Raw genomic sequence first — 21,577 nt, 5'->3', positions numbered from 1 at the left:
ATCCCGGGCTCACCATTGCCGGACAATGGTTAATGGAGGGTTTGTTTAGGGGAGAATGTGCAAGGAAATTGCGCCGCTACGCGAGCGCGATCAGCGACCCTTGAGCACCGCGCCGACAAGCAGCGTGGTCGGTGTCTCGCGCGCCAGCATCACCGTGCCGCCATTCTGCCTCGCCACCGCCTGCACGAGCACCGCGGGCGCGGTGCGCGAGGTCATCGCGCTGGCGCCCTCCCCTTCGGCAAGGATGCGTTCGACATCGGCGTCGAGGAAGATGCGCTCGGCCTCGACGTGCAGCGCAATCTCGATGCCCTCTCCCTGATTTTCGCAGCCGATATCGAGCCGGCCGCCGCGCACCAGCGCATCGACGAGAAGGAGCGACAGGTTGAGGATGATCTTCACCGCGGGCTTGGGCAGCGGATCGGTCCCGATCATCCAGTTGAGGTCGATCGCGCGGTCGCCGATGATGCCCTGGATCGCAGATTTCGCCTCGTCGGCGGGAACCAGTTCGCCGAAACCGCCCGCCGACCCGAAGGCGAGGCGAAAGAATTTGAGCTTGTTCGCCGAGGTCCGCGCGCTCTGTTCGAGCAGCTCGATGCAGCGCGCCCGCATCTCCGGGTCTTTTTCGTCGGCCAGCAGTTCGAGTCCGTTGGCGAAGGCGCCGACGGGGCTCAAGAGATCATGGCATAGCCGCGAGGCCAGCATGGACGCGAAATCGACGCGGTCGTCGGACATGGATCACTCCCCGCAGACCGGACCTTTCCGGCTCGCGCCTGCTCCCTAAGGCAGGGACATGGTTAAGGGCAAGGGGCATCCCCTTCACCTTGAAATTCGGCGCCCCGCTCCCATATCGCGAGCAATGTTGGGGGACGACGAAATACTGACCGTGACGCTTGCAGACAGCGCGGCCGGGCTGCGGCTCGACCGGGCGCTGGCCGAGGCGCTCCCCGATCTTTCACGCGAGCGATTGAAGACGCTGATCAAGGGTGGCCGCGTTTCGGACGCGTCGGGCGCAGTGCTGTGGGATCCGTCGGCGAAGGCCGCGGCTGCGACGCTCGCGGTCCGTCTGCCCGCCCCCGCCCCGGCGCATAATGTCGCGCAGGATATGGACCTCGTCATCGCATTTGAGGACGAGCATCTGATCGTCGTCGACAAGCCTGCGGGGATGGTCGTCCACCCCGCCGCGGGCAATCTCGACGGGACGATGGTCAATGCGCTGCTCCACCATTGCGCGGGACAATTGTCGGGGGTCGGCGGCGTCGCGCGTCCCGGCATCGTCCACCGCATCGACAAGGATACCAGCGGGCTGATCGTCGCCGCGAAGCACGACAAGGCGCACGAAGGCCTGGCGAAGCAGTTCGCGGCGCACAGCATCGACCGCCGCTACCTGGCTCTCGCGACCGGCCGCCCGATCCCGCCGAACGGCACCGTCAACGCGGCGCTCGGGCGGTCGAGCACCAACCGCAAGAAGATGGCGGTGGTGGCCGAAGGGCGCGGCAAACATGCGATCACCCATTACCGGACGATCGAACCGCTGAAGAATGCGACATTGGTCGAATGCCGACTGGAAACCGGCCGCACGCATCAGGTGCGCGTCCATATGGCGCATATCGGCCATCCGCTGGTCGGCGACCCGGTCTATGGCCGCGCCAAAAAGCCGCTGTCGGACACATTAAAAGCCCGTAATTTTACGCGTCAGGCGTTGCACGCGGCGCATTTGGGCTTTATTCATCCGGTGACCGGTAACAGCATCGCGCTCGACAGCGAACTCCCAGCGGACATGCGGGAACTGATCGATGAACTGCGCGTTTAAGTTTCGAATGAAAATCTATTTTGACCGCTGGACCCAACCGGGGCAGAATGATTTCAGGTTTTAGGGAAGACACTCTCCATGGCTAACAAAAGCAATGTTCCGGCAGTGGTGCCCGCGCTCGGCGGTGAGGCGAGCCTGAACCGCTATCTGGCCGAAATCCGCAAATTTCCGCTGCTGACGCCCGAGCAGGAGTATATGCTCGCGAAGCGCTTTCAGGAGCATGGCGACAATGAAGCTGCGGCGCAGCTCGTCACTTCGCACCTCCGCCTCGTCGCGAAGATCGCGATGGGCTATCGCGGCTATGGCCTGCCGGTCAGCGAGCTGATCAGCGAGGGCAATATCGGCCTGATGCAGGGTGTGAAGAAGTTCGATCCCGAACGCGGCTTCCGCCTCGCCACCTATGCAATGTGGTGGATCCGCGCCTCGATCCAGGAATTCATCCTGCGGTCGTGGAGCCTCGTGAAGATGGGCACCACCGCGGCGCAGAAGAAGCTGTTCTTCAATCTGCGCCGGATGAAGAACAGCCTCGACGCGTTCGAGGACGGCGACCTCAGCCCCGAGCATGTGGCGAAGATCGCCAAGGATCTGGGCGTCACCGAGGACGAGGTCGTCAGCATGAACCGCCGCATGGCGATGGGCGGCGACACCTCGCTCAACGTCCCGATGGGCGAGGACGGCGACAGCCAGTGGCAGGATCTGCTTGGCGACGAGGGTCCGCTGCAGGACGAACGCGTGGCCGAGGCCGAGGAACGCGACGTGCGGCACGAGCTGCTGACCGAAGCGCTGGCGACGCTCAACGAGCGCGAACGCCATATCCTGACCGAACGGCGCCTGACCGACGATCCGAAGACGCTCGAGGATCTGAGCCAGGTCTATGACGTCAGCCGCGAACGCGTGCGCCAGATCGAAGTGCGCGCCTTCGAGAAGCTGCAGAAGGCGATGCTCAAGCTGGCGGGCGACCGGCGACTGGTCAACGCATAGCCGCTGTATTTTCTTCGTCACCCCGGACTTGATCCGGGGTCCACTGCGACGCCGCAAAATGGACCCCGGATCAAGTCCGGGGTGACGATTATTATATGCCGTGCCCGCTTGCCACCACCTCGCTAGCGGCTAGTTTGCCCGCATGGCAACGAAATCCCGCGCGAAGACGCGCAAGCTCCCCTGGTATCTCCGGCCCATCAAATGGCTGCTCTGGTTCATCGCGATCTCGGTCGTCTGGGTGCTGATCTATGCTGTCGTGCCGCCGCCGGTGACGATCACGATGCTGACCGACGGCAACGGCATCACCAAGGACTGGACCAGCCTGTCGAACATCGACCGCAACATGGTGCGCGCCGCGATCGCCGCCGAGGACGGCAAGTTCTGCAGCCACGACGGCTTCGACCGCGCGGCGATCGAACAGGCGATCGAGCGCAACGCCAAGGGCAAGCGGATACGCGGCGGATCGACGATCAGCCAGCAGACCGCGAAGAATGTCTTCCTGTGGCAGGGCAGCGGCTGGACGCGCTATATCCGCAAGGTGCCCGAGGTGTGGTTCACCTTCCTGATCGAGAAGATATGGGGCAAGCGGCGGATCATGGAGGTGTACCTCAACGTCGCCGAGACGGGGCTTGGCACCTATGGCGTCGAGGCGGGGGCGCAGCGCTATTTCAAGCATGGCGCCGGCAAGCTGACCCCGCAGGAGGCCGCACGCATCGCCGCGATCCTGCCGCTGCCGAAGAAGCGCGAGGCGGTGAGCCCATCGGGCTTCACGCGACGCTATGGCAATTCGATCCGCGCGCGGATCGGAATCGTACGGCGCGATGGGCTGGATGGGTGTATCTATAAATAGCGTCTGCTTGGGGGTGGGAAGCGGTCGTTACCAATAATCGTCGCCCCCGCGAAGGCGGGGGCCGCCATCGGCCTTTTCCTGCGCAGCGTAAACCGACTGCGGCCCCCGCCTGCGCGGGGGCGACTGCTTATTTCGGTCGTTTGCGGTCATTCGTCATCCTGGGCTGGATTCGGGGTGATGAAGCTGGCCAGCCTAAGCCGGCTTCCAGCTCTTCCGCTCTTCGGCCTGCTTGAGCACCTCGAACGCAGCCTGCCCTGCCGCGAAGCGCCTTGCAGCATCCGCGTCGCCGGGCTTCACGTCAGGATGGCATTCCTTGGCATAGGCGCGCCACGCCTTTTTCGTCGCGTCGAAATCGGCGTCGGGGTCGAGGCCGAGGAGTTCGAGCGCGCGCATCTCGTCGGCGCTGCGGCTGCCATCGCCCGATCCGCCCCAGGCATAATGCTGTGCGCGGGCGTAGCTGCGGGCGCCCTGCGCCTCTTCGGCGGCGCGCGCCGCAGCGTCTTCGGCGGAAAGGCCAGCGAAATAGTCCCAGCCGCGATTATATTCGGCGGCGTGCGCCTCGCAGAAATACCAGCGTTCGGGGCTGTTCGGCGACTTGGGCGCGGGGCAGTTGCCGGGATTGGTGCAACCGTGGCGATCGCACAGGCGGACCTTCTGCGTCTCGCGCGACGAGCCATAGGGGCGCCAGCGGGGAAAACCCCAGTCGTCGGATCTCTTGGCGCGGCTCATTCCACCCCATGTAGCAACGGGGGCGCCGATTGGCTAGGCGCGGCGGCCGGTAAACCTAGTTTTTCGGCGAATAACCGAACGCCTTGTGCGCGAGCTTGACCAGCGCGGGGTCGAGATCGGGCGGGGTCATCGGCACCGCCGCCTCCAGCGTCTCGATGACATGCCTCATCGCTGCGATGCGCGCCGCCTTCTTGTTGTTCCCGTCGATGACCGTCCACGGCGCCCAGCGCGTGTCGGTCTGCTGGAACATATCCTCCATCGCCGCCAGATATTGCTTGCGTTTCGAGCGGTTGCGATAGTCGTCGGCGCCGGTCTTCCACCGCTTCCACGGATCGTTGAGCCGGTCGGCGAAGCGTTTGTCCTGTTCCTCCTGCGTGACGTGGACGAACAGCTTGACCAGATTGGTATGGCTGCCGGTCAGTTGCGCCTCGAACTCGTTGATCTCGTCATAACCCTTGCGCCACTCGGCCTCGCTCGCATAGCCCTCGACGCGCTCGACAAGGACGCGGCCGTACCAACTGCGGTCGAAGATCGATATTTCGCGGTTGCCCGGCAGGCGCTTCCAGAAACGCCACAGAAAATGGCGCGCCTTTTCCTCTTCGTTCGGCGCCGCAATCGGCCATACCTCGAAATAGCGCGGGTCGAGCGACGCGGTCAGCCGCTGGATGATCCCGCCCTTCCCCGCCGCGTCCCAGCCCTCGAACATGATGACGCTGCGCTGGCCATGCGTGATATGCGCCGCCTGCACCCGTTCGAGGCGCGCCTCGAGCAGCGCGACGTCCTTGGCATAATCGCCCGCATATTTGGCGCCGGTTTCATAGTCGGAGAGCTGGATGGTCATGGCCTTATCCTAGCCAAGCGGCGGCGATCGACCAAGCGCGCGATGTGTCCGTTTCCGGCACAAACCCGGTCAATCGACGCCCATCAGCCGCTTGCGCGCATCCCAGTCGGCGAGCGCGCGGCGGTGCCGGTCGATCCGCGCGATTCCTTCGCCGATATCGCGGTTCTTCGACCCCAGCCGCTGCGCCTGGCCGTACCAGTCCACCGCGGCGGCGAAATCGCCGCCCATCTCGGCGCAGAGGCCGAGGTTGAAGGCGAGCGCGGCGGTCGGCTCGGCGTCGCGCGTCAGGCGGGCCCATGTTTCGCAGGCCGCGGCGGGATCGCTCTTGGTCAGGCGGATCGCCTCCTTGAAGGCATCGGCCGCGGGCTTGCCGAGCCCCTTGCGATTTTCGTCGACGCGGACGTCGATCGCATAGCCCGTCGGCGCCAGATCGCGGCGGATCGCCTGCACCTGGTCGCGCTCGGCCCATTCGATATAATCGTCGGCGGTACGCGACGCGGCACGGTCGGGGCACCAGGTCTGCTGGTCACGCGCGCTGAGCGGGCGCGTATAGCGGATCGAGCCATCCTTGATCGCGACCAGCCGCGCGGTCGTCGCGACGGTGATCGTGCGGCGCCGGCACCGGATGTCGACCTCGATCTCCGTTACGCACTTCTTCTTGTCGGCCGGATCATATTCGGTGCATTTCTTGCGCTTCTCGGTCACGGGCACCTCGTCGACGCTGGCGCGCGTCGTACCGGTGACGAGGCCGTCGATCGGCGCCCCCGATTCCGGCGCGACGATGCGATAATAGGAGCGGCCGTCGAAGCGGGCCTCGCCGAGCGCGGCTTCCAGATGCTGCGCAACCGCTGCGCCGTCCGCGCCCTCGAAGCGTTCGACGGCGACGCGGAGCAGGTCGTTGACATTTGCCGTCGCAGGGTCGCTGCCAGCGATAGGCAGCGTCTCGGCGGCCGCCGGGATCGCGAGAGACAGGGCAGTCGCAGCCAACAACGCACGCAGCATGATTCACCCCCCCCGATGTCCGACCCCGGCGTGGGCTATCGCAGCCCCGCGGGACTGTCAAAGCGCGGTTGCAATCAGGTCTGCGATCCGCCGCGGCGCTTCCATCGGGATGAAATGGCTGAGCTCAGCCCATTGCTCGTCACGCACCGAACCCAGCTGCGCACCGAGCCCCGGCCACGACGGGCTCACCGAGAAATCGAGATTGTTCGCGCGCTCGCCGCTTTTCGCGCGGATGACGGTCGACGGCGCGGCGATGCGGCCGAGCCAGGCATAGGGATCGGTGTGCGCGGCGCCGAGGTAGACCGATGCTTCGAGCCGCGGCGGGCAGGCGAGTTCCCATCCCTCTCCGTCGGCGGCGGGGAGCAGGCCGTATCGGCAATAGTCGGCGAGGACTTCAGGCTGCCAGTAGGCATAGGGCGGCCGCTCTGCAAAGCTTGCGAGCATCGCCTCCCAGCCGTCCCAGCGGTTGCGGCGACGGGCGACGGGGTGTTCGGACGGGTCTGGGACCGGCTCGCCCGCGGCGTGCGCGTAGAAGACCGGATCCATGATCACCGGGTCGATCAGGAAGATGTGCCGGAACGCGTCGGGGCGCTCTGCCGCGAGGCGGCTCAGCACATAGCTGCCCATGCTGTGCCCGCAGCCGACGAGCGGCGTACCGGCGAAGCGATCGACCAGTGGCAGCAACGCGTCCGATGTCGCCGCCCAGTCGGACAGCGAGGCGGGCTTGAAGCTGCGCCCATGGCCGCGGTGATCGGGGGCGATAACATGTGTGCTATCGGGAAGCGCGGCGACCACCTGATCCCATAACCGCGCGTGAAAGCCCGTTGCGTGGAGCAGGAGGAACGAAGGGCCCTCGCCCCGCCGACCCCATTCGAACCAGCAGATTTCGCCTTCCGGCGTCGCCTGCCGGTGCTCGCGTGGCTGCTCCATTCAGATTGTCATCCCGGCGCGGGCCGGGATCTCGCCATCTCGTTCCGCCGCAGCGGCGAGATCCCGGCCTGCGCCGGGATGATGAGAAAAGCGAGACCGGCCGTTATCCAAGGATCAGTTCTTCGGACCATCCACCAAGCGGATATGCAGTTCCTTGAGCTGCTTTTCGCTGACCGGCGCGGGGGCGCCCATCATCAGATCCTCGGCCTTCTGCGTCATCGGGAAGACGATCACTTCGCGGATGTTCGGCTCGTCGGCGAGCAGCATCACGATGCGGTCGACGCCCGGCGCCGAACCGCCGTGCGGCGGGGCGCCGAACTTGAAGGCGTTGATCATGCCTGCAAAGTTCGTGTCGACGTCCTGCTGGCTGTAACCGGCAATTTCAAAAGCCTTGTACATGATGTCGGGGCGATGATTCCGGATCGCGCCCGACGACAGTTCGACGCCGTTGCAGACGATGTCATACTGATAGGCGAGGATATCGAGCGGATCCTTGGTCGTGAGCGCGTCCATCTCGCCCTGCGGCATCGAGAAGGGGTTGTGACTGAAATCGATCTTGCCGGTCTCTTCGTCGGCCTCGAACATCGGGAAATCGACGATCCAGCAGAATTCGAAGCGGCTCTTGTCGATGAGGTCCAGCTGTTCGGCGACGCGCGTGCGGGCGAGGCCGGCGAGCTTCGCGGCCTTCGCCTCGACGCCCGCGGCGAAGAAGATGCCGTCGTTGGGGCCGAGGCCCATCGCGTCGGCGATCGCCTTCATGCCCTCCTGGCCGTGGTTGTTGGCGATCGGGCCGCCGAACACGCCGTCCTTCTGCGTCGCATAGCCGAGGCCGGGGAAGCCTTCCGACTGCGCCCAGCTGTTCATCTCGTCGAAGAATTTGCGGCTCTTCTCGTGCGTTTCGGGGGCGGCGACGGCGCGGACGACCTGCCCTTCCTCGACCATCGATGCGAAGCGGCCGAAGCCCGAACCCTTGAAGAAATCGCCCACGTCATGGACGAGCAGCGGGTTGCGCAGATCGGGCTTGTCGCTGCCGTACTTCAGCATCGACTCGCGGTACGGGATGCGCTTGAACGGCAGCGGCGACACGGTGCGCCCCTTGCCGTCGAAATCGGCGAATTCTTCGAACACGCCGTGCAGCACGGGCTCGATCGCGGCGAAGACGTCGTCCTGCGTGACGAAGCTCATCTCGAAATCGAGCTGGTAGAATTCGCCGGGCGAACGGTCGGCGCGCGCGTCCTCGTCGCGGAAGCAGGGCGCGATCTGGAAATAGCGGTCGAAGCCCGCGACCATCAGCAGCTGCTTGAACATCTGCGGCGCCTGCGGCAGCGCATAGAATTTGCCGGGATGGACGCGGCTGGGCACCAGATAGTCGCGCGCGCCCTCGGGGCTGCTCGCGGTCAGGATCGGCGTCTGGAACTCGGTGAAGCCCTGGTCGATCATCCGGCGGCGCAGCGACGAAATCACGTTCGAGCGCAGCACGATATTCTTGTGCAGCCGTTCGCGGCGGAGGTCGAGGAAGCGGTTGGTGAGACGGATTTCCTCGGGATATTCGGCCTCGCCGAACACCGGCAGCGGCAGGCGCTCGGCGGCCGACTGGACAGCCACCGCGGTCGGATAGATCTCGATCTCGCCGGTCGCGAGCTTCGGGTTGAGCGTCTCGGGCGAGCGCGCCGCGACCTTGCCGGTAAAGGTCAGGACGGACTCGGGGCCGACGCCATTGACCGTGGGATAAAGGTCCGAGCCGGTCTCCACCACGATCTGGGTAATGCCATAGTGGTCGCGAAGGTCGACGAAGAGCACGTTCGCATGCTCGCGCGTCCGGTGCACCCAGCCCGAAAGGCGGACGTCCTCGCCAACGTTGGCGGCGCGAAGATCGGCGCAAGTGTGGGTACGATAGGCGTGCATTGTGATCGTCTTTCAAATGTCAGGAGAGGCGCGCCGGAAAACGCCCCGATATGGCCGCGCCTAAGGCAATGCGGCGCACGATTTGTCAAGGGTCGAGGGCGGATTCGCCCTCTCCGCGTCTCCAGTTCATCCGCAGTAAATTTTCCTGCCCGCTTCGTCAAAGTCGCGGTATAGGCCGGACATGCAAATCCATCCGCTTATCGAAACCAGTGCAGCACTCGCCGAATTTGTCGACCTCATCAAGGGCAGCGATTTCATCGCCGTCGACACCGAATTCATGCGCGAAAACACCTTCTGGCCCGAACTCTGCCTGATCCAGGTCGCCGACAGCGACCATGCCGCCGCGATCGATCCGATGGCGCCGGGAATGGACCTGCAGCCCCTACTCGACCTGATGGTCGACAATGAGGACATATTGAAGGTCTTCCACGCAGGCGGGCAGGATGTCGAAATCATCTTCAACCTGACCGGCAAGACCCCGCACCCGATCTTCGATACCCAGATCGGCCAGATGGCGCTGGGCCAGGCCGAACAGGTCGGTTATTCGAACCTGGTCGAGGCGTGGATCGGCCTGCAACTCGACAAGGGCGCGCGCTTCACCGACTGGAGCCGCCGCCCGCTCGACAAGCGCCAGATCGACTATGCGATCGGCGATGTCACGCACCTCGCGAAAATCTTTCCGATGATGCTCAAGAAGCTGGTCAAGACCGGCCGCGGCCACTGGCTCGACGAGGAGATGGAAAAGCTCGCCGACCCCGCCAACTACACCCTCGATCCCGAAAAGGCATGGCAGCGGATCAAGGTGCCGACGCGCAAGCCCGAGGTGCTGGGGCGACTGAAGTCGCTCGCGGCGTGGCGCGAGCGCGAGGCGCGCAACAAGAACCTGCCACGCGGCCGCATCGTCAAGGACGAGACGCTCGCCGACCTTGCCGCGCATCCGCCCAAGGCGCAGGAGGGCCTTGGCGGCGTGCGCGGGCTGTCGGCAACGTGGAAGTCGAACGACATCGGCGGCCGGCTGATGGACGCGATCGCCGCCGCGAAACCGCTGGCGAAAGAGGACATGCCCGACCGCGCGCCGCGCGGGCCGGGGCTCGGCAAGGAAGGCGCGCTCGTTGCCGACCTGCTGAAGCTCCTCCTCAAGATTCGCGCGCGCGAACTCAACGTCGCCGCGCGGCTGATCGCGCGCAGCGACGAACTGGAAGCGCTCGCCGCGAACGGACGCAGCGACGACATCCCGATGATGCAGGGCTGGCGCTACGACGTCTTCGGCCACGCCGCGCTCGACCTGGTCGAGGGGCGGATGGGGTTCGCCGTCAAGAACGGCAAGCTGGTGATGAGCGAAATCGACACTGCGACCGCGAGCGAGGTCTAAAGCAGAACCAGTTCCGGTTTCGCGTCCAGCGCCTGCGCGAGAAGGCGCAGCCGACGCTCGACCGACTCACCTGCAAGATGGTGCCATCCGGCATCGAGACACAGCCTGAGCTTGCCGTCGACAAGCGCAATCCCGCTCGCCTTCAATGGCGCCTCGACCCCGCCGGTGAGCCGCTGCGCGAGACGGATCGCAAGCCCCCATTGCCGCGCGCGCGCGAGCCGGTCGGGGCTGACGAGCGCCCCCATCGCGGGAAATTCGGCGTCGGCGCCGCCGAAGCCCGCATAAAGAGCGCGCGCCAGCAGGACGCGGCCCGGAATGTCGATGCTGCGCCAGTTGCCGTGGAGCCCGATCTCGGCCCCGCGCTCGGCGCGGAAATCGGGGTTCGCCGACCAGGCAACGTCGCTGAGCAGGCTCGCGGCAAGGCGGACGCGGCTGTCCTGCGGCGCCTCCCCGGCGAACAGCGGCGCGATCCAGTCGGCGATCGCGCGGCCGTGCGGCGCGAAGCGGGCGAGACGGCGTCCTTCGAATTCCGCCGCGACGATCAGCGGATCCTGCGCGCGCGTCTCCGCGTCGAGAGCCTGATAGAGCAAGCCCTCGCGAAGCCCCGACGACGACACGGTCATCTCGGGGACGTCGAGAATGTTGACGAGCGCCGCGAGCAACGCCGCGGCATCCGGCAGCGCGGCGGCGCGGTTCGAGGCCATGCCGGGGATCGCGCGCAATTGCTCGAACGTCAGCCGCCGGGTCGCGCGAATCAGTCGCCGGATCGCGGTGCGCGGGAAGGTGTGCTGGTCGAGCACGGCAAGCGGATCCTTGGTCAGTTCAAGGTCGAGACGCGAAAGCGCGCGCCACGACCCCCCGACGAGGTAGAGCGGCAAACCAGTTAGCCCCTCGCGCGGCCAGTCGGCAGCCTTCAGCATCTTGCGGATCGCGCGCTCGAACCCGGCTTCGCCATCCTTGCGGAGCGCGGGCAAGCGCAACACCCCGAGCGGGAAGGAGGCACGCCGCCCCACCTTGCCGTCGGCAACTTCGGCGAGCTCAAGACTGCCGCCGCCAAGGTCGACCGCGATCCCGCGCGCGTCCGGGATCGCCGAAAGCACGCCATAGCCCGCCGCCTCGGCCTCCTCTTCGCCTGACAGCAGGCGGATATTCAGTCCCGCTTCGGCAGCAGCCGCAATGAACGCCGGACCGTTCGCGGCATCGCGGACCGCCGCTGTCGCCACGCATTGCAGGTCTTTGACCTCCATATGCCTGGCAAGCAGCGCATAGCGGCGCAGCGCGACAAGGCCGCGTTCGGCATCCTCGGCGGCGATGCGGCCGTCGGTCGACAGCCCGCGGCCAAGCCCCGCCGCGACCTTCTCGTTGAAGATCACCGCGGGCGCGCGTGCGGGGCCTTCATAGACGACGATACGGACCGAGTTGGATCCGATGTCGATCACCGCGGAGCGGTGGACGGCCTGTCTGGAAGTGCGTGCCTGCCCCAAAACCGATCACGCCTCGCGCATGGGAAAGTCGAGCGTCGGGACGTCATGACGCTTGTGAAGCGCCGTGCCCCGGCCCGAGAGCGACGGGTTGTTCATGAAATAATGATGCAGGTTGAAGGGCTTGTCTCCGGGTACCAAGCGCCGGTACGTGCCATCGGGTTGCAGCACCCAGCTCTGTTCATTGTCGATCAGATTCGCGACGAGCACCTGATCCAATATCTGGTCGTGAACGGTCGGATTCTCGATCGGGATCATATATTCGACGCGGCGGTCGAAGTTTCTCGGCATCCAGTCGGCGCTGGAAATATAGAGCTTCGCGCCGCTGTGCGGCAGGTGCGCGCCGTTCGCGAACGCCCAGATGCGGCTGTGTTCGAGGAAGCGGCCGACGATCGACTTGACCCGGATCGTTTCGGATAGCCCACGGACACCGGGACGCAGGCAGCAGATGCCGCGCACGATCAGTTCGATCGGCACTCCGGCCGCGCTCGCCTCATAGAGCTTGTCGATGATATCGGGGTCGACGAGGCTGTTCATCTTCGCCCACAGACCCGACGGGCGGCCGTCTTTCGCCGCCGCGATCTCGGTATCGATGAGTTCGCTCAGGTGCGCCCGCATGTTGAGCGGTGACATCGTCACCATCTCCAGCCGCTCGGGTTCGACATAGCCGGTGATGTAGTTGAACAGCTGCGCCGCGTCGCGCCCCGCGCGCGGATCGGCGGTGAAGAAGCTCAAATCGGTGTAGATGCGCGCGGTGACCGGATGGTAATTGCCGGTGCCGAAGTGGCAGTAGGTGCGATACCCCGGCCCTTCGCGGCGCACGACCATCGAGATTTTCGCGTGCGTCTTCCACTCGATGAAGCCGTACACGACCTGCACCCCCGCGCGTTCGAGCTGGTTCGCCCAGAGGAGATTCTGTTCCTCGTCGAAGCGCGCCTTGAGTTCGACCACCGCCGTCACCGACTTGCCCGCCTCGGCCGCCTCGATCAGCGCGCGGATGACCGGCGACTGGTTGCCGGCACGATAGAGCGTCTGCTTGATCGCGACGACGTCGGGATCGGCGGCGGCCTGGCGCAGGAAGGAGAGCACGACGTCGAAGCTCTCATAGGGATGGTGGACGAGAATGTCCTTGCTGCGGATCGCGGCGAAGCAATCGCCGCCATGTTCGCGGATGCGTTCGGGGAAACGCGCCGAATAGGCGGGGAATTTCAGGTCGGGGCGATCGACGTCGACCAGTGCCGACAGCGCGGCGAGCCCGACGAAGCCGCCGATCTTGGCGACGATCGCCTCATGTCCCTGGATGTCGGCGTTGAGAACGGCGGCGAGATCGGCGGGCATGTCGGCCTCGAGCTCGAGCAGGATCACGCGGCCGCGGCGACGGCGGCGGATCGCCGTGCGGAACAGGCGCACCAGATCCTCGGCCTCCTCCTCGATCTCGATGTCGCTGTCGCGGATGATGCGGAAGACGCCGATCGCGCGGATCGAGAAGCCCGGAAAGACGAGGTCGCCGAAAATCTCGATCAGATATTCGATCGGAACGAAACCGCCCGGTTCGCCCGGCACCGGCACAAAGCGCGCCAATGAGGCTGGGATCATCACCAGCTCGCGCACCGTGTCGCCGGTGGCCTTGCGCTGGAGATCGAAGATCACGCCGACGCCGCGGTTCGGGATGAAGGGGAACGGATGCGCAGGGTCGAGCACCTGCGGGGTGAGGATCGGGAATATCTGGTCGAGGAAATATTGGCGGAGCGCGCGGCGCAGCTTTTCGACGTCGGAGCCGGCGCCGTGGACGACGATTCCCTGTTCGGCGAGCAGCCGGTGCAACTGCTGCCACTCGCTCTGCTGCTGGTCGACGAGGCGGTTCACCTCGGCCTCGATCTCGGCGAGTTGCTGTCCCGGCGAGCGGCCGTCGGCCGAGGGATCGTCGATCCCCTGGAGCTGCTGGCCCTTCAGGCCTGCGACGCGGACCATGAAGAATTCGTCGAGGTTGCTGCCCGAAATCGACAGGAAGCGAAGCCGTTCGAGCAACGGATGCGCCGGGTTGCGCGCCTCCTCCATCACCCGCCGGTTGAAGGCGAGCCACGACAGTTCGCGATTGAAGAAGCGCGCGGGGCCGAGCGAGGGTTGCGCCGTATCGGCGTCATTGTCGGCGCGAAGGGGATTGCCGCCTATCGACATTTCGGTGCGTCCTGCCTTTCGAGGAGATCGGGATCGATCAGCCCCTGTGACAGTAATGTTTCACGCGTAAGACGAACGCTAACGCCGCGTCCCTTTTCGAGCGACGCCGCATCAAGCTCAGCGACGACGCGATGGATCATGGCATAGCTGCGTTCCATCCGCGGCACGATATAGGAAGCGACCCCGGGCGCCAACGCCATCCCGCGCTGCGCGAACAGCGCCTCGATCAGGTCGCGCGCCAAGCAGTCATCGGGCTCGCCGATCGCGAGCACCGGGACCGCGCGGAGCCGCGACGCCAGGTCGGGCAGCCCGATCCCCCATTCGGACGGCGGCGCATCGGCGATGATGAGCAGCGGGGTGCCCGACGATTGCGCGGCATTCCATGCGTGGAAAATCTCTTCCTCGGACACGCTATCATGCCCGTCGATCACGCGCCCGCCGGTTTCGCGCGCGAAGATCCGACCCATCAGGCTGCGCCCCGAACCGCGCGGGCCGGTGAGCACGGCGGAGCGCACCGGCCAGGTCGCGACATGGCGGAGGTATCGCACCGCATCGGCATTGCTCGCGCCGACGATCAGCGGACCGTCGTTCGAACCGCCGGAGCTCCAGTCGAGCGGCAGCGCGAATTGTCCCGGACGCGCCGACATCAGCGACTGATCCTGAGCTGGCCGCCGCCTTCCTGGACATTGAAACCGCGCGCCGCGAGCGCCGCCTTCAGCGCCGCGAGGTCGCCGCGGAAGGTCACGCGCATCACCGACATGCCGCCGAGCGCGAGGCTGGTGGTCGAGGCCGACTGCACGCCCGCGACGCCCGCAACCGCGCGCTCGGTCGCCGATACCGAGTCAACATCGGGCGAGTTGTACTGGACCGTGAAGCTCTGGAGGCCCGCCGCCGGGGTCGCCGTCGTCGCGCTGCCGTCGGTTTCGACCGGCAAGGCTTCGTCGGCCGCCGTCTCCTCGGGCAGGTCTTCCTTTTCGACAGGTTTTTCGAGCACGAGATAGGTGTCGGTGCGCAGCACACCCTCCGCAAGCGCGGCGGTGTAGATCGAATCCATCCGCGCCACCGCCTTCTGCATCATGTCGGGAAGCGCCGCGGGGCTCGGGCCCGTCATGGTGAACGTACCGATCAGCTTGTTGTCGGGGCCGAAACGCGCCGCGAAATAGCCTTTGATCGGGCCGCCGGGATAACTGTACTCGACCCGCGCGATCGGGATCAGCACGTCGGCGGCGCCATATTGGTCGAGGATCACGCGCCACCAGACGCGGCTGCGGCGGCCGGTTTGCCCCGCGTTTAGTAGCAGGGTATCTGCGCCGGTGCCCGCGGTGCGGACATAGTCGATCGCGCTCTGCCCGGTGTTATACTCGGCCCAGGCGCGCTGCCAGGCACTGCGCTGTTCGAACACCTGCTGGATGCCGTCGATCGAATAGACGGGGATGACGAGCAGCGGCGGCGAGCGAAGCGTGCGGCCGCTCACGCCCAGGATCTGCCCTGCGCGGACGCGGTCGAACTGGACGCCGAGTTTCGCGACATAGCGGCGCGGGCCGATCTGTTCCTCCTCGACGACGATCGCGGTCACGATGCCGTCGAGAACCGAATCGCCGAGCGCCGGTCCGTCCGAACCGTTGATCCGCCTGTAGAGTTGCGCCCAGCCCTTGCGCTGCGCCTCGCGCCAGCCTTTTTCCCGGGCGTCGTCGGCATTGTCGCCGATGACGTCGACCGCGATCCCGCTCGCCAGAAAGTCGCCGCTGCTGTTGATAGGGGTGATGCCGCGGTCGCCGCGGCTGATCTGCCCCTCGACGATGCCCGCGAGCAGAATCGCGCAGAGCAGACCGAAAAGCGCCGGCCAGCGCCAGTCACGCGGTGCGAGCGAGCGGAGCGTGAAGCCGGATGCGGTACGGGGGAAAGCGGCGGCAGTCATATCTTCTCTGGTCTTTGCCCCGAAGTGCGATGCCCGACAAGGAAATCATGGCAATTGTCGGCCGGAAGCGTTAGGCGCGCTGGCCATGGATTCCAAGCAGAACAAACCCGCCAGCTACACTTATGCGGAGGCCGGCGTCTCGATCGAGACCGGCAATGCGCTGGTCCGTGCCATCGCCCCGCTCGCCCGGGCGACGCGCCGTCCCGGCGCCGACGCCGATCTGGGCGGGTTCGGCGGTTTCTTCGACTTGAAGGCGGCGGGGTTCAACGATCCGCTGCTCGTCGCGGCGAACGACGGGGTTGGCACCAAGCTCAAGCTCGCGATCGAATCGGGCAAGCACGACGGCGTCGGGATCGACCTTGTCGCCATGTGCGCCAACGACCTGATCGTGCAGGGCGCCGAGCCGCTGTTTTTCCTCGACTATTATGCGACGGGCAAGCTCGACAACGCGGTCGCGACCGACGTCGTCGCGAGCATCGCCGAAGGGTGCAAACAGGCCGGTTGCGCGCTGATCGGCGGCGAGACCGCCGAAATGCCGGGCATGTATTCGGACGGCGACTATGATCTCGCCGGTTTCTGCGTCGGCGCGGTCGAGCGCGACCAGGTGCTGACCGCCGACAAGGTCGCATCGGGCGACGTCATCCTCGGCCTTGCCTCGTCGGGCGTCCATTCGAACGGCTTTTCGCTCGTGCGCCGCCTCGCGGCCGACAAGGGCTGGAAGCTCGACCGCCCCGCCCTGTTCGACCAGAATATCCGTCTGATCGACGCGCTGATGGCGCCGACGCGCATTTACGTGAAAAGCCTGCTCCCGCTCGTAAAGACCGGCCAGATTCACGCGCTCGCGCACATCACCGGCGGCGGTTTGCTCGAAAATATCCCGCGCGTCCTGCCGAAAACCCTTCATGCTCACGTCGATGCCGACGCGTGGGAGCAGCCGCGACTGATGGCGTTCCTGCAGGCGCAGGGCAATATCGAGCCCGAGGAAATGGCGCGCACCTTCAATTGCGGGATCGGCATGGCGGTCGTCGTCGCCGAGGGTGATGTCGCCGCCGTGTCAGCGGCACTTGAAGCCGCGGGCGAGACGGTGTTCCGCATCGGGCACATCGCGGGGGGCGAGAAGGGCTGCACCGTGAGCGGCGGACCCGAGACATGGAGCGCGCGCGCCGCGTGGAGCGCCACGCATAATGGCTAAGGCGCGCGTCGCCGTGCTGATCTCCGGCGCCGGCACCAATATGGCGGCGCTGCTCTACGCCGCGAAGGCCGCCGACTGCCCCTATGAGGTGGTGCTCGTCGCGAGCAACAATCCCGATGCGCCAGGCCTTGCGATCGCCGCAGCCGAGGGTGTTCCGACGTGGAGCCTTTCGCACAAGGGCATCAATCGCGATGCGTTCGACGCGCTGGTCGACAAGCAATTACGCGAAGCGGGTGCAGAGTTCGTCGCGCTCGCGGGCTATATGCGGATCTTGAGCGACGATTTCGTCGCGCGCTGGGCGGGCAGGATGATCAATATCCACCCGAGCCTGCTTCCCAAATATCCGGGACTGAACACCCACAGCCAGGCGATCGACGCAGGCGACAAGTGGGGCGGATGCAGCGTCCATATCGTGACCGCCGGCGTCGACGAGGGGCCGGTGCTGGCGCAGACGCCGGTCGCGATCGTGCCCGGCGATACCGCCGACACGTTGGCCGAGCGGGTGCGCTTTGCCGAGCATCAGCTATATCCCGCCACTCTCGCCGCGTTCGTGGCGCGCGAACGCTCGCCCGACTGGCTGCTCGGCCGCGTGCGCGAGCTTGCGATGGCGCTGCCCGAGGTCGACGAGGTGACATCGCACGGCATGCCCTGTTTCGGGATCGTGAAGGGCAAGAAGTTTGCCTATTTCACGCAGGACCATCATGGCGACGGCAAGACCGCGCTGCTGGTCAAGATCAGCGGCGCCGACGAACAGGCGCAGCTCATCGAGATGGACGCCGACCGCTATTACCGCCCCGCCTATTTCGGTGACGGGTGGGTCGGCATCCGCCTCGACCTCGGCGATACCGACTGGGATGCGATCGGCGAATGGCTGCGCAAGAGCTGGCTGGCGATCGCGCCGAAGAAGCTCGCGGGTCTGATGGGCGTGGCCGACGAATTCTGACGAAAAAGGCCGCCGGATCGCTCCGGCGGCCCTATCATTTCGCTCCACTCATTCGTCACCCTGAACTTGTTTCAGGGTCCATGGCCGGATCTTCGGTCTCGCGCAGCGCTTGCCGCATCGCCGGCCCATGGATGCCGAAACAAGTTCAGCATGACGAGGGAATGATGCTCAGCCGACAATCTCTTCGGGCTTGAAGAAATAGGCGATCTCGATCGCGGCATTTTCTTCGCTGTCCGAACCGTGCACGGTGTTCGCCTCGATGCTCTCGGCGAGTTCCTTGCGGATCGTGCCGGGCTCGGCGTTGGCGGGGTTGGTCGCGCCCATGATGTCGCGGTTGCGCTGCATCGCGTTTTCGCCTTCGAGAACCTGCACGACGACGGGGCCCGAAGTCATGAATTCGACGAGTTCGCCGAAGAAGGGGCGATCCTTGTGGACCGCGTAAAAGCCCTCGGCCTGTTCGCGGGTCATCTGGATGCGCTTCGACGCGACGACGCGGAGGCCGGCGTCTTCCAGCATCTTGGTGACGGCGCCGGTGATGTTGCGGCGCGTCGCGTCGGGCTTGATGATCGAAAAGGTGCGGGTGACCGCCATGGGAAAGCTCCTGCGTTGGTATTTTCTGCGATGCGCGCGCCTCTAGCCGCGCTTTTGCTGCACCGCAAGGTCGCCGGCATCCAAATGCGCTGCGAAATGGCAGGAACTCATGCTAAGTTGCCACGAAAGGGGACCATTGCATGACGGACCGGCCTGACGGAATGACGCGCCGTACCTTTGCGGGCTCGGCATTGGCAGCATCTATCGCACTGACGGGCGGAGCAAAAGCGGCGGAAGCCGCGCTGCGGCCCACCGCGTTCGGGGACCTCGGCCCCTTCTATCCTGTCGAACGACTCGCCGAGCACGATGCCGACCTGACGTGGGTCAAAGGACGTCGTTCGCGTGCGCTCGGCGAGGTCATCGAAGTCAGCGGACGCGTGCTCGACCGGCATGGCAATCCGGTGCGGGGCGCGACACTGGAGATATGGCAGGCCAATTCGGTCGGCCGCTATGCCCATCCTAACGATATTGCGACGGCACCGCTCGATCCGAATTTCCAGGGCTACGCCCAGATCAGGACGGGCGCGAGCGGCGAATGGCGAATCGTCACGGTCAAACCCGCCGCCTATGACTCGCCGATCGGCCGGCGGACGCCGCACATCCATTTCGACGTCCATGGCAAGAGCCAGCGGCTCGTGACCCAAATGTATTTTTCGGACGATGCGGCGACCAACGCCTCCGACATGCTGTACAAAGGGCTCGGCGACGGGGCGGACACCGCGTTGGCGAAACTCGATACGCCGGCGAAATATCGCTGGGACGTCGTGCTCATGGACGGTTAGGGCCCTTCGGACCAGCGCCCGCGCTCATCCTGTTTCCAGAATCGATTGTCGACATCGTCGCGCGCCGCGAGCGCGCGCCAGGTTGCGCGCGCATCGTCGATGCGGCTGTTGTCGAAGAGCAGGAAGGCGCGCTCGAACGCCAGCGCTTCTTCGCGCCATTCGCCGTCGGCGAGCGCGACATGCGTCGCCTGGTTGGGGGGCGACGCCTCGAGCGTTCCGGCCAGCAGGATCGGCTCGATCGCCTCATCGGGCGAGCCCGCATTGCCATGCGGCAGAAAACTCGCGGGCTGGAGCGTCCACAAGGCCTCGTCGATGGCCTGCCGCTGCATCGCCGAGGCGGCGACCACCAGCAGGCGGTCGCCATTCCCCAAGATTCGCGTCGCGATTGCCGGCAGCACCCGTTCGACGGGGTCGCGGATCAGCCGGTAGAAATCGACGCGGGGCATCAGGAATATCTCTCCACCGTCATTGCGAGGAGCGAAGCGACGCGGCAATCCAGAGTGTGCGGTAACCGCACTGGATTGGTTGGCCTACGGCCACCTTCGGCCCGCTCCGCTCGCAATGGCGGGTTGAAGAGCATCAAGACTCGTGGTTGTCGGCGATGTAACGGTCGAGCAGGCGGACGCCATAACCCGTCGCGCCCTTGGCCCATACCGGACCGTCCTTGTCACCCCACGCCATGCCCGCGATGTCGAGATGCGCCCAGGCGACGCCCTCGTTCACATAGCGCTTCAGGAACTGCGCGGCGGTGATCGATCCGCCTTCGCGCGGGCCGATATTCTTCATGTCGGCGATCGGGCTGTCGATCAGCTTGTCATAGGCGGGCGAGAGCGGGAAGCGCCACAGCTTGTTGCCGCTGGCATCGCCCGCTTCGAGCAGTTTCGCCGCCAGTTCGTCGTCGTTGGCGAACATCCCCGCATATTCGTGGCCGAGCGAGATCACCATCGCGCCGGTCAGCGTGGCAAGATCGACGATGACCTTCGGATTATAGGCTTTCTGCGCCCAGGTGATCGCGTCGCAGAGAACCAGGCGCCCCTCGGCGTCGGTGTTGAGCACTTCGACCGTCTGGCCCGACATGGTGGTAACGATGTCGCCAGGGCGCATCGCATTGCCGTCGGGCATATTTTCGACAAGGCCCACGACACCGACGACATTCGCCTTTGCCTTGCGGCCCGCGATCGCCTTCATCGCGCCCGCGACGGCGCCCGCGCCGCCCATGTCCCACTTCATCATATCCATGCCCGGCCCGGGCTTCAGGCTGATGCCCCCGGTGTCGAAGGTGACGCCCTTGCCGATGAACACGACCGGGGCCTCACCCGGCGTGCCGCCGTTCCAGCGCATCGCGAGCAGCCGCGGCGGGCGCGTCGAGCCCTGCGCGACGCCCAGCAGCGCGCCCATGCCCAGCGCCTTCATCTGGCGCTCGTCGAGCACTTCAAGCTCGACACCGAGTTCGGCGAGATGCTGGCACCGTTCGACGAAGCTTTCGGGATAAAGGATGTTCGGCGGCTCGGCGACGAGCGTCTGGGTCAGCGCGACACCATCGGCAACCGCCGAATAGCTGCCCCAGCGCGCCGACAGGTCGCCGGCGGGCGAAGCGATCACGATCGTCTTGAGGCTGGGCTTCGCGGTGTCCGAAAGCCGGGTGCGATAGGTATCGAGCCGCCAGTCGCGCAGCCGTGCGCCCATCGCGAAGGCAAGCACGTCATCCTCGTCGCTCTGCCCCGCGCTCGCGAAATCGACATGCACGGCCGTGACGCCGCTGGTCTGCAGCCGCGCGGTCAGCGCGGCGCCGCCGCGTTCGAGGTCGTGCGTGGTGCCGTCGCCGATCCCGACGAGCAGCAGGCGCCGCGCCTGATCGCCGTCGATCGCTGCGGTTTCGGCGATCGCGCCCGCCGCGCCCTCGAAGCGCGCCTGCGCCGCGGCGGCGCCGAGCAGCGCACCGAGCTTTGCGGCCTCGCCCTTGCGGACGGGGAAAGCGACGACGTCGGCGGACGCATCGATTTGCGCGACAAACTGGATGTCCATGCGGTAACTTTCTTATGCGATGATTGATTGGAACGTGCCGGACCGAT

At 65.8% G+C, this 21,577-nt stretch carries 20 protein-coding genes; 7 read left to right on the top strand and 13 right to left on the bottom strand.

What is annotated here, in order from left to right; all coding sequences use genetic code 11:
- Positions 1-90: 90 nt before the first annotated feature.
- On the bottom strand, positions 91-732 hold the full coding sequence (locus tag ATE64_RS02880) for a histidine phosphotransferase family protein (protein WP_058454431.1): 642 nt from the start codon (positions 730-732) through the stop codon (positions 91-93).
- 124 nt (positions 733-856) lie between these two features.
- Here ATE64_RS02880 and ATE64_RS02875 point away from each other — a divergent pair, with 124 nt between their 5' ends.
- The 3 genes from ATE64_RS02875 to mtgA all read left to right on the top strand — a co-directional run bounded on the left by ATE64_RS02875 (position 857) and on the right by mtgA (position 3,641).
- A complete protein-coding gene (locus ATE64_RS02875; protein WP_058454432.1) occupies positions 857-1,810 on the top strand; it encodes an RluA family pseudouridine synthase in 954 nt (317 codons plus the stop codon).
- A gap of 78 nt (positions 1,811-1,888) precedes the next feature.
- Positions 1,889-2,791 (top strand): RNA polymerase sigma factor RpoH, encoded by a 903-nt coding sequence (gene rpoH, locus ATE64_RS02870; RefSeq protein ID WP_058454433.1) that lies wholly within the window; start codon positions 1,889-1,891, stop codon positions 2,789-2,791.
- A gap of 142 nt (positions 2,792-2,933) precedes the next feature.
- Positions 2,934-3,641, top strand: a complete 708-nt coding sequence (mtgA, locus tag ATE64_RS02865) for a monofunctional biosynthetic peptidoglycan transglycosylase (RefSeq protein ID WP_058454434.1) — start codon at positions 2,934-2,936, stop codon at positions 3,639-3,641.
- 192 nt (positions 3,642-3,833) lie between these two features.
- On the opposite strand, the gene ATE64_RS02860 is transcribed toward mtgA, so the two are convergent.
- From ATE64_RS02860 to aspS, 5 genes are all read right to left on the bottom strand, one after another.
- A complete protein-coding gene (locus ATE64_RS02860; RefSeq protein WP_058454435.1) occupies positions 3,834-4,370 on the bottom strand; it encodes a DnaJ domain-containing protein in 537 nt (178 codons plus the stop codon).
- A 55-nt stretch (positions 4,371-4,425) separates the two neighbouring features.
- Entirely contained in the window at positions 4,426-5,211 is a 786-nt protein-coding gene (locus ATE64_RS02855) for a polyphosphate kinase (protein ID WP_058454436.1), read from the bottom strand.
- A gap of 69 nt (positions 5,212-5,280) precedes the next feature.
- A complete protein-coding gene (locus ATE64_RS02850; protein WP_058454437.1) occupies positions 5,281-6,213 on the bottom strand; it encodes a hypothetical protein in 933 nt (310 codons plus the stop codon).
- Positions 6,214-6,270: 57 nt separating this feature from the next.
- On the bottom strand, positions 6,271-7,143 hold the full coding sequence (locus ATE64_RS02845; RefSeq protein ID WP_058454438.1) for an alpha/beta hydrolase: 873 nt from the start codon (positions 7,141-7,143) through the stop codon (positions 6,271-6,273).
- A 114-nt stretch (positions 7,144-7,257) separates the two neighbouring features.
- Entirely contained in the window at positions 7,258-9,048 is a 1,791-nt protein-coding gene (gene aspS, locus ATE64_RS02840; protein WP_058454439.1) for an aspartate--tRNA ligase, read from the bottom strand.
- 181 nt (positions 9,049-9,229) lie between these two features.
- Between aspS and rnd the strand changes: the two genes are divergently transcribed.
- Positions 9,230-10,420: a ribonuclease D gene (rnd, locus tag ATE64_RS02835; protein WP_058454440.1), complete on the top strand. Its 1,191-nt coding sequence runs from the start codon at positions 9,230-9,232 to the stop codon at positions 10,418-10,420.
- On the opposite strand, the gene ATE64_RS02830 is transcribed toward rnd, so the two are convergent.
- Genes ATE64_RS02830 through ATE64_RS02815 form a run of 4 tightly spaced genes read right to left on the bottom strand, consistent with a single transcriptional unit; the run spans position 10,417 to position 15,997 of the window.
- Positions 10,417-11,859, bottom strand: coding sequence for a Ppx/GppA family phosphatase (locus ATE64_RS02830; protein ID WP_231728988.1), 1,443 nt, complete (start codon positions 11,857-11,859; stop codon positions 10,417-10,419). The two genes, rnd and ATE64_RS02830, sit on opposite strands and share 4 nt — an antisense overlap.
- A 51-nt stretch (positions 11,860-11,910) precedes the next feature.
- Positions 11,911-14,079 (bottom strand): RNA degradosome polyphosphate kinase, encoded by a 2,169-nt coding sequence (locus ATE64_RS02825; protein WP_058454442.1) that lies wholly within the window; start codon positions 14,077-14,079, stop codon positions 11,911-11,913.
- Positions 14,070-14,726 carry a hypothetical protein gene (locus tag ATE64_RS02820; RefSeq protein ID WP_058454443.1) on the bottom strand — a complete coding sequence of 219 codons (657 nt, stop codon included), beginning with the start codon at positions 14,724-14,726 and terminating at the stop codon, positions 14,070-14,072. The genes ATE64_RS02825 and ATE64_RS02820 overlap by 10 nt, the downstream gene beginning before the upstream one ends.
- Positions 14,726-15,997, bottom strand: a complete 1,272-nt coding sequence (locus tag ATE64_RS02815) for a hypothetical protein (RefSeq protein WP_058454444.1) — start codon at positions 15,995-15,997, stop codon at positions 14,726-14,728. Before ATE64_RS02815 ends, ATE64_RS02820 begins: the two co-directional genes overlap by 1 nt.
- A gap of 85 nt (positions 15,998-16,082) precedes the next feature.
- Here ATE64_RS02815 and purM point away from each other — a divergent pair, with 85 nt between their 5' ends.
- Positions 16,083-17,189, top strand: coding sequence for a phosphoribosylformylglycinamidine cyclo-ligase (gene purM / locus ATE64_RS02810; RefSeq protein ID WP_058454445.1), 1,107 nt, complete (start codon positions 16,083-16,085; stop codon positions 17,187-17,189).
- A complete protein-coding gene (gene purN / locus ATE64_RS02805) occupies positions 17,182-18,132 on the top strand; it encodes a phosphoribosylglycinamide formyltransferase (RefSeq protein WP_058454446.1) in 951 nt (316 codons plus the stop codon). Before purM ends, purN begins: the two co-directional genes overlap by 8 nt.
- Positions 18,133-18,300: 168 nt before the next feature.
- Here purN and ndk read toward each other — a convergent pair whose 3' ends face one another.
- Positions 18,301-18,723: a nucleoside-diphosphate kinase gene (ndk, locus tag ATE64_RS02800; RefSeq protein ID WP_058454447.1), complete on the bottom strand. Its 423-nt coding sequence runs from the start codon at positions 18,721-18,723 to the stop codon at positions 18,301-18,303.
- Between the two features lie 140 nt (positions 18,724-18,863).
- Between ndk and ATE64_RS02795 the strand changes: the two genes are divergently transcribed.
- Positions 18,864-19,505 (top strand): protocatechuate 3,4-dioxygenase, encoded by a 642-nt coding sequence (locus ATE64_RS02795; protein WP_082657551.1) that lies wholly within the window; start codon positions 18,864-18,866, stop codon positions 19,503-19,505.
- Here ATE64_RS02795 and ATE64_RS02790 read toward each other — a convergent pair.
- Complete coding sequence (locus ATE64_RS02790; RefSeq protein WP_058454449.1) at positions 19,502-19,951, bottom strand: DNA polymerase III subunit chi; 450 nt, start codon at positions 19,949-19,951, stop codon at positions 19,502-19,504. The genes ATE64_RS02795 and ATE64_RS02790 overlap by 4 nt on opposite strands.
- A gap of 133 nt (positions 19,952-20,084) precedes the next feature.
- Complete coding sequence (locus ATE64_RS02785) at positions 20,085-21,530, bottom strand: leucyl aminopeptidase (protein ID WP_058454450.1); 1,446 nt, start codon at positions 21,528-21,530, stop codon at positions 20,085-20,087.
- Positions 21,531-21,577 lie beyond the last annotated feature (47 nt).

This window comes from Sphingopyxis sp. H073 (assembly GCF_001468395.1).
Classification (GTDB): Bacteria; Pseudomonadota; Alphaproteobacteria; order Sphingomonadales; family Sphingomonadaceae; genus Sphingopyxis.
Note: the sequence above shows the minus strand (reverse complement) of the source record. Positions and strands in the feature narration are given on the sequence as shown.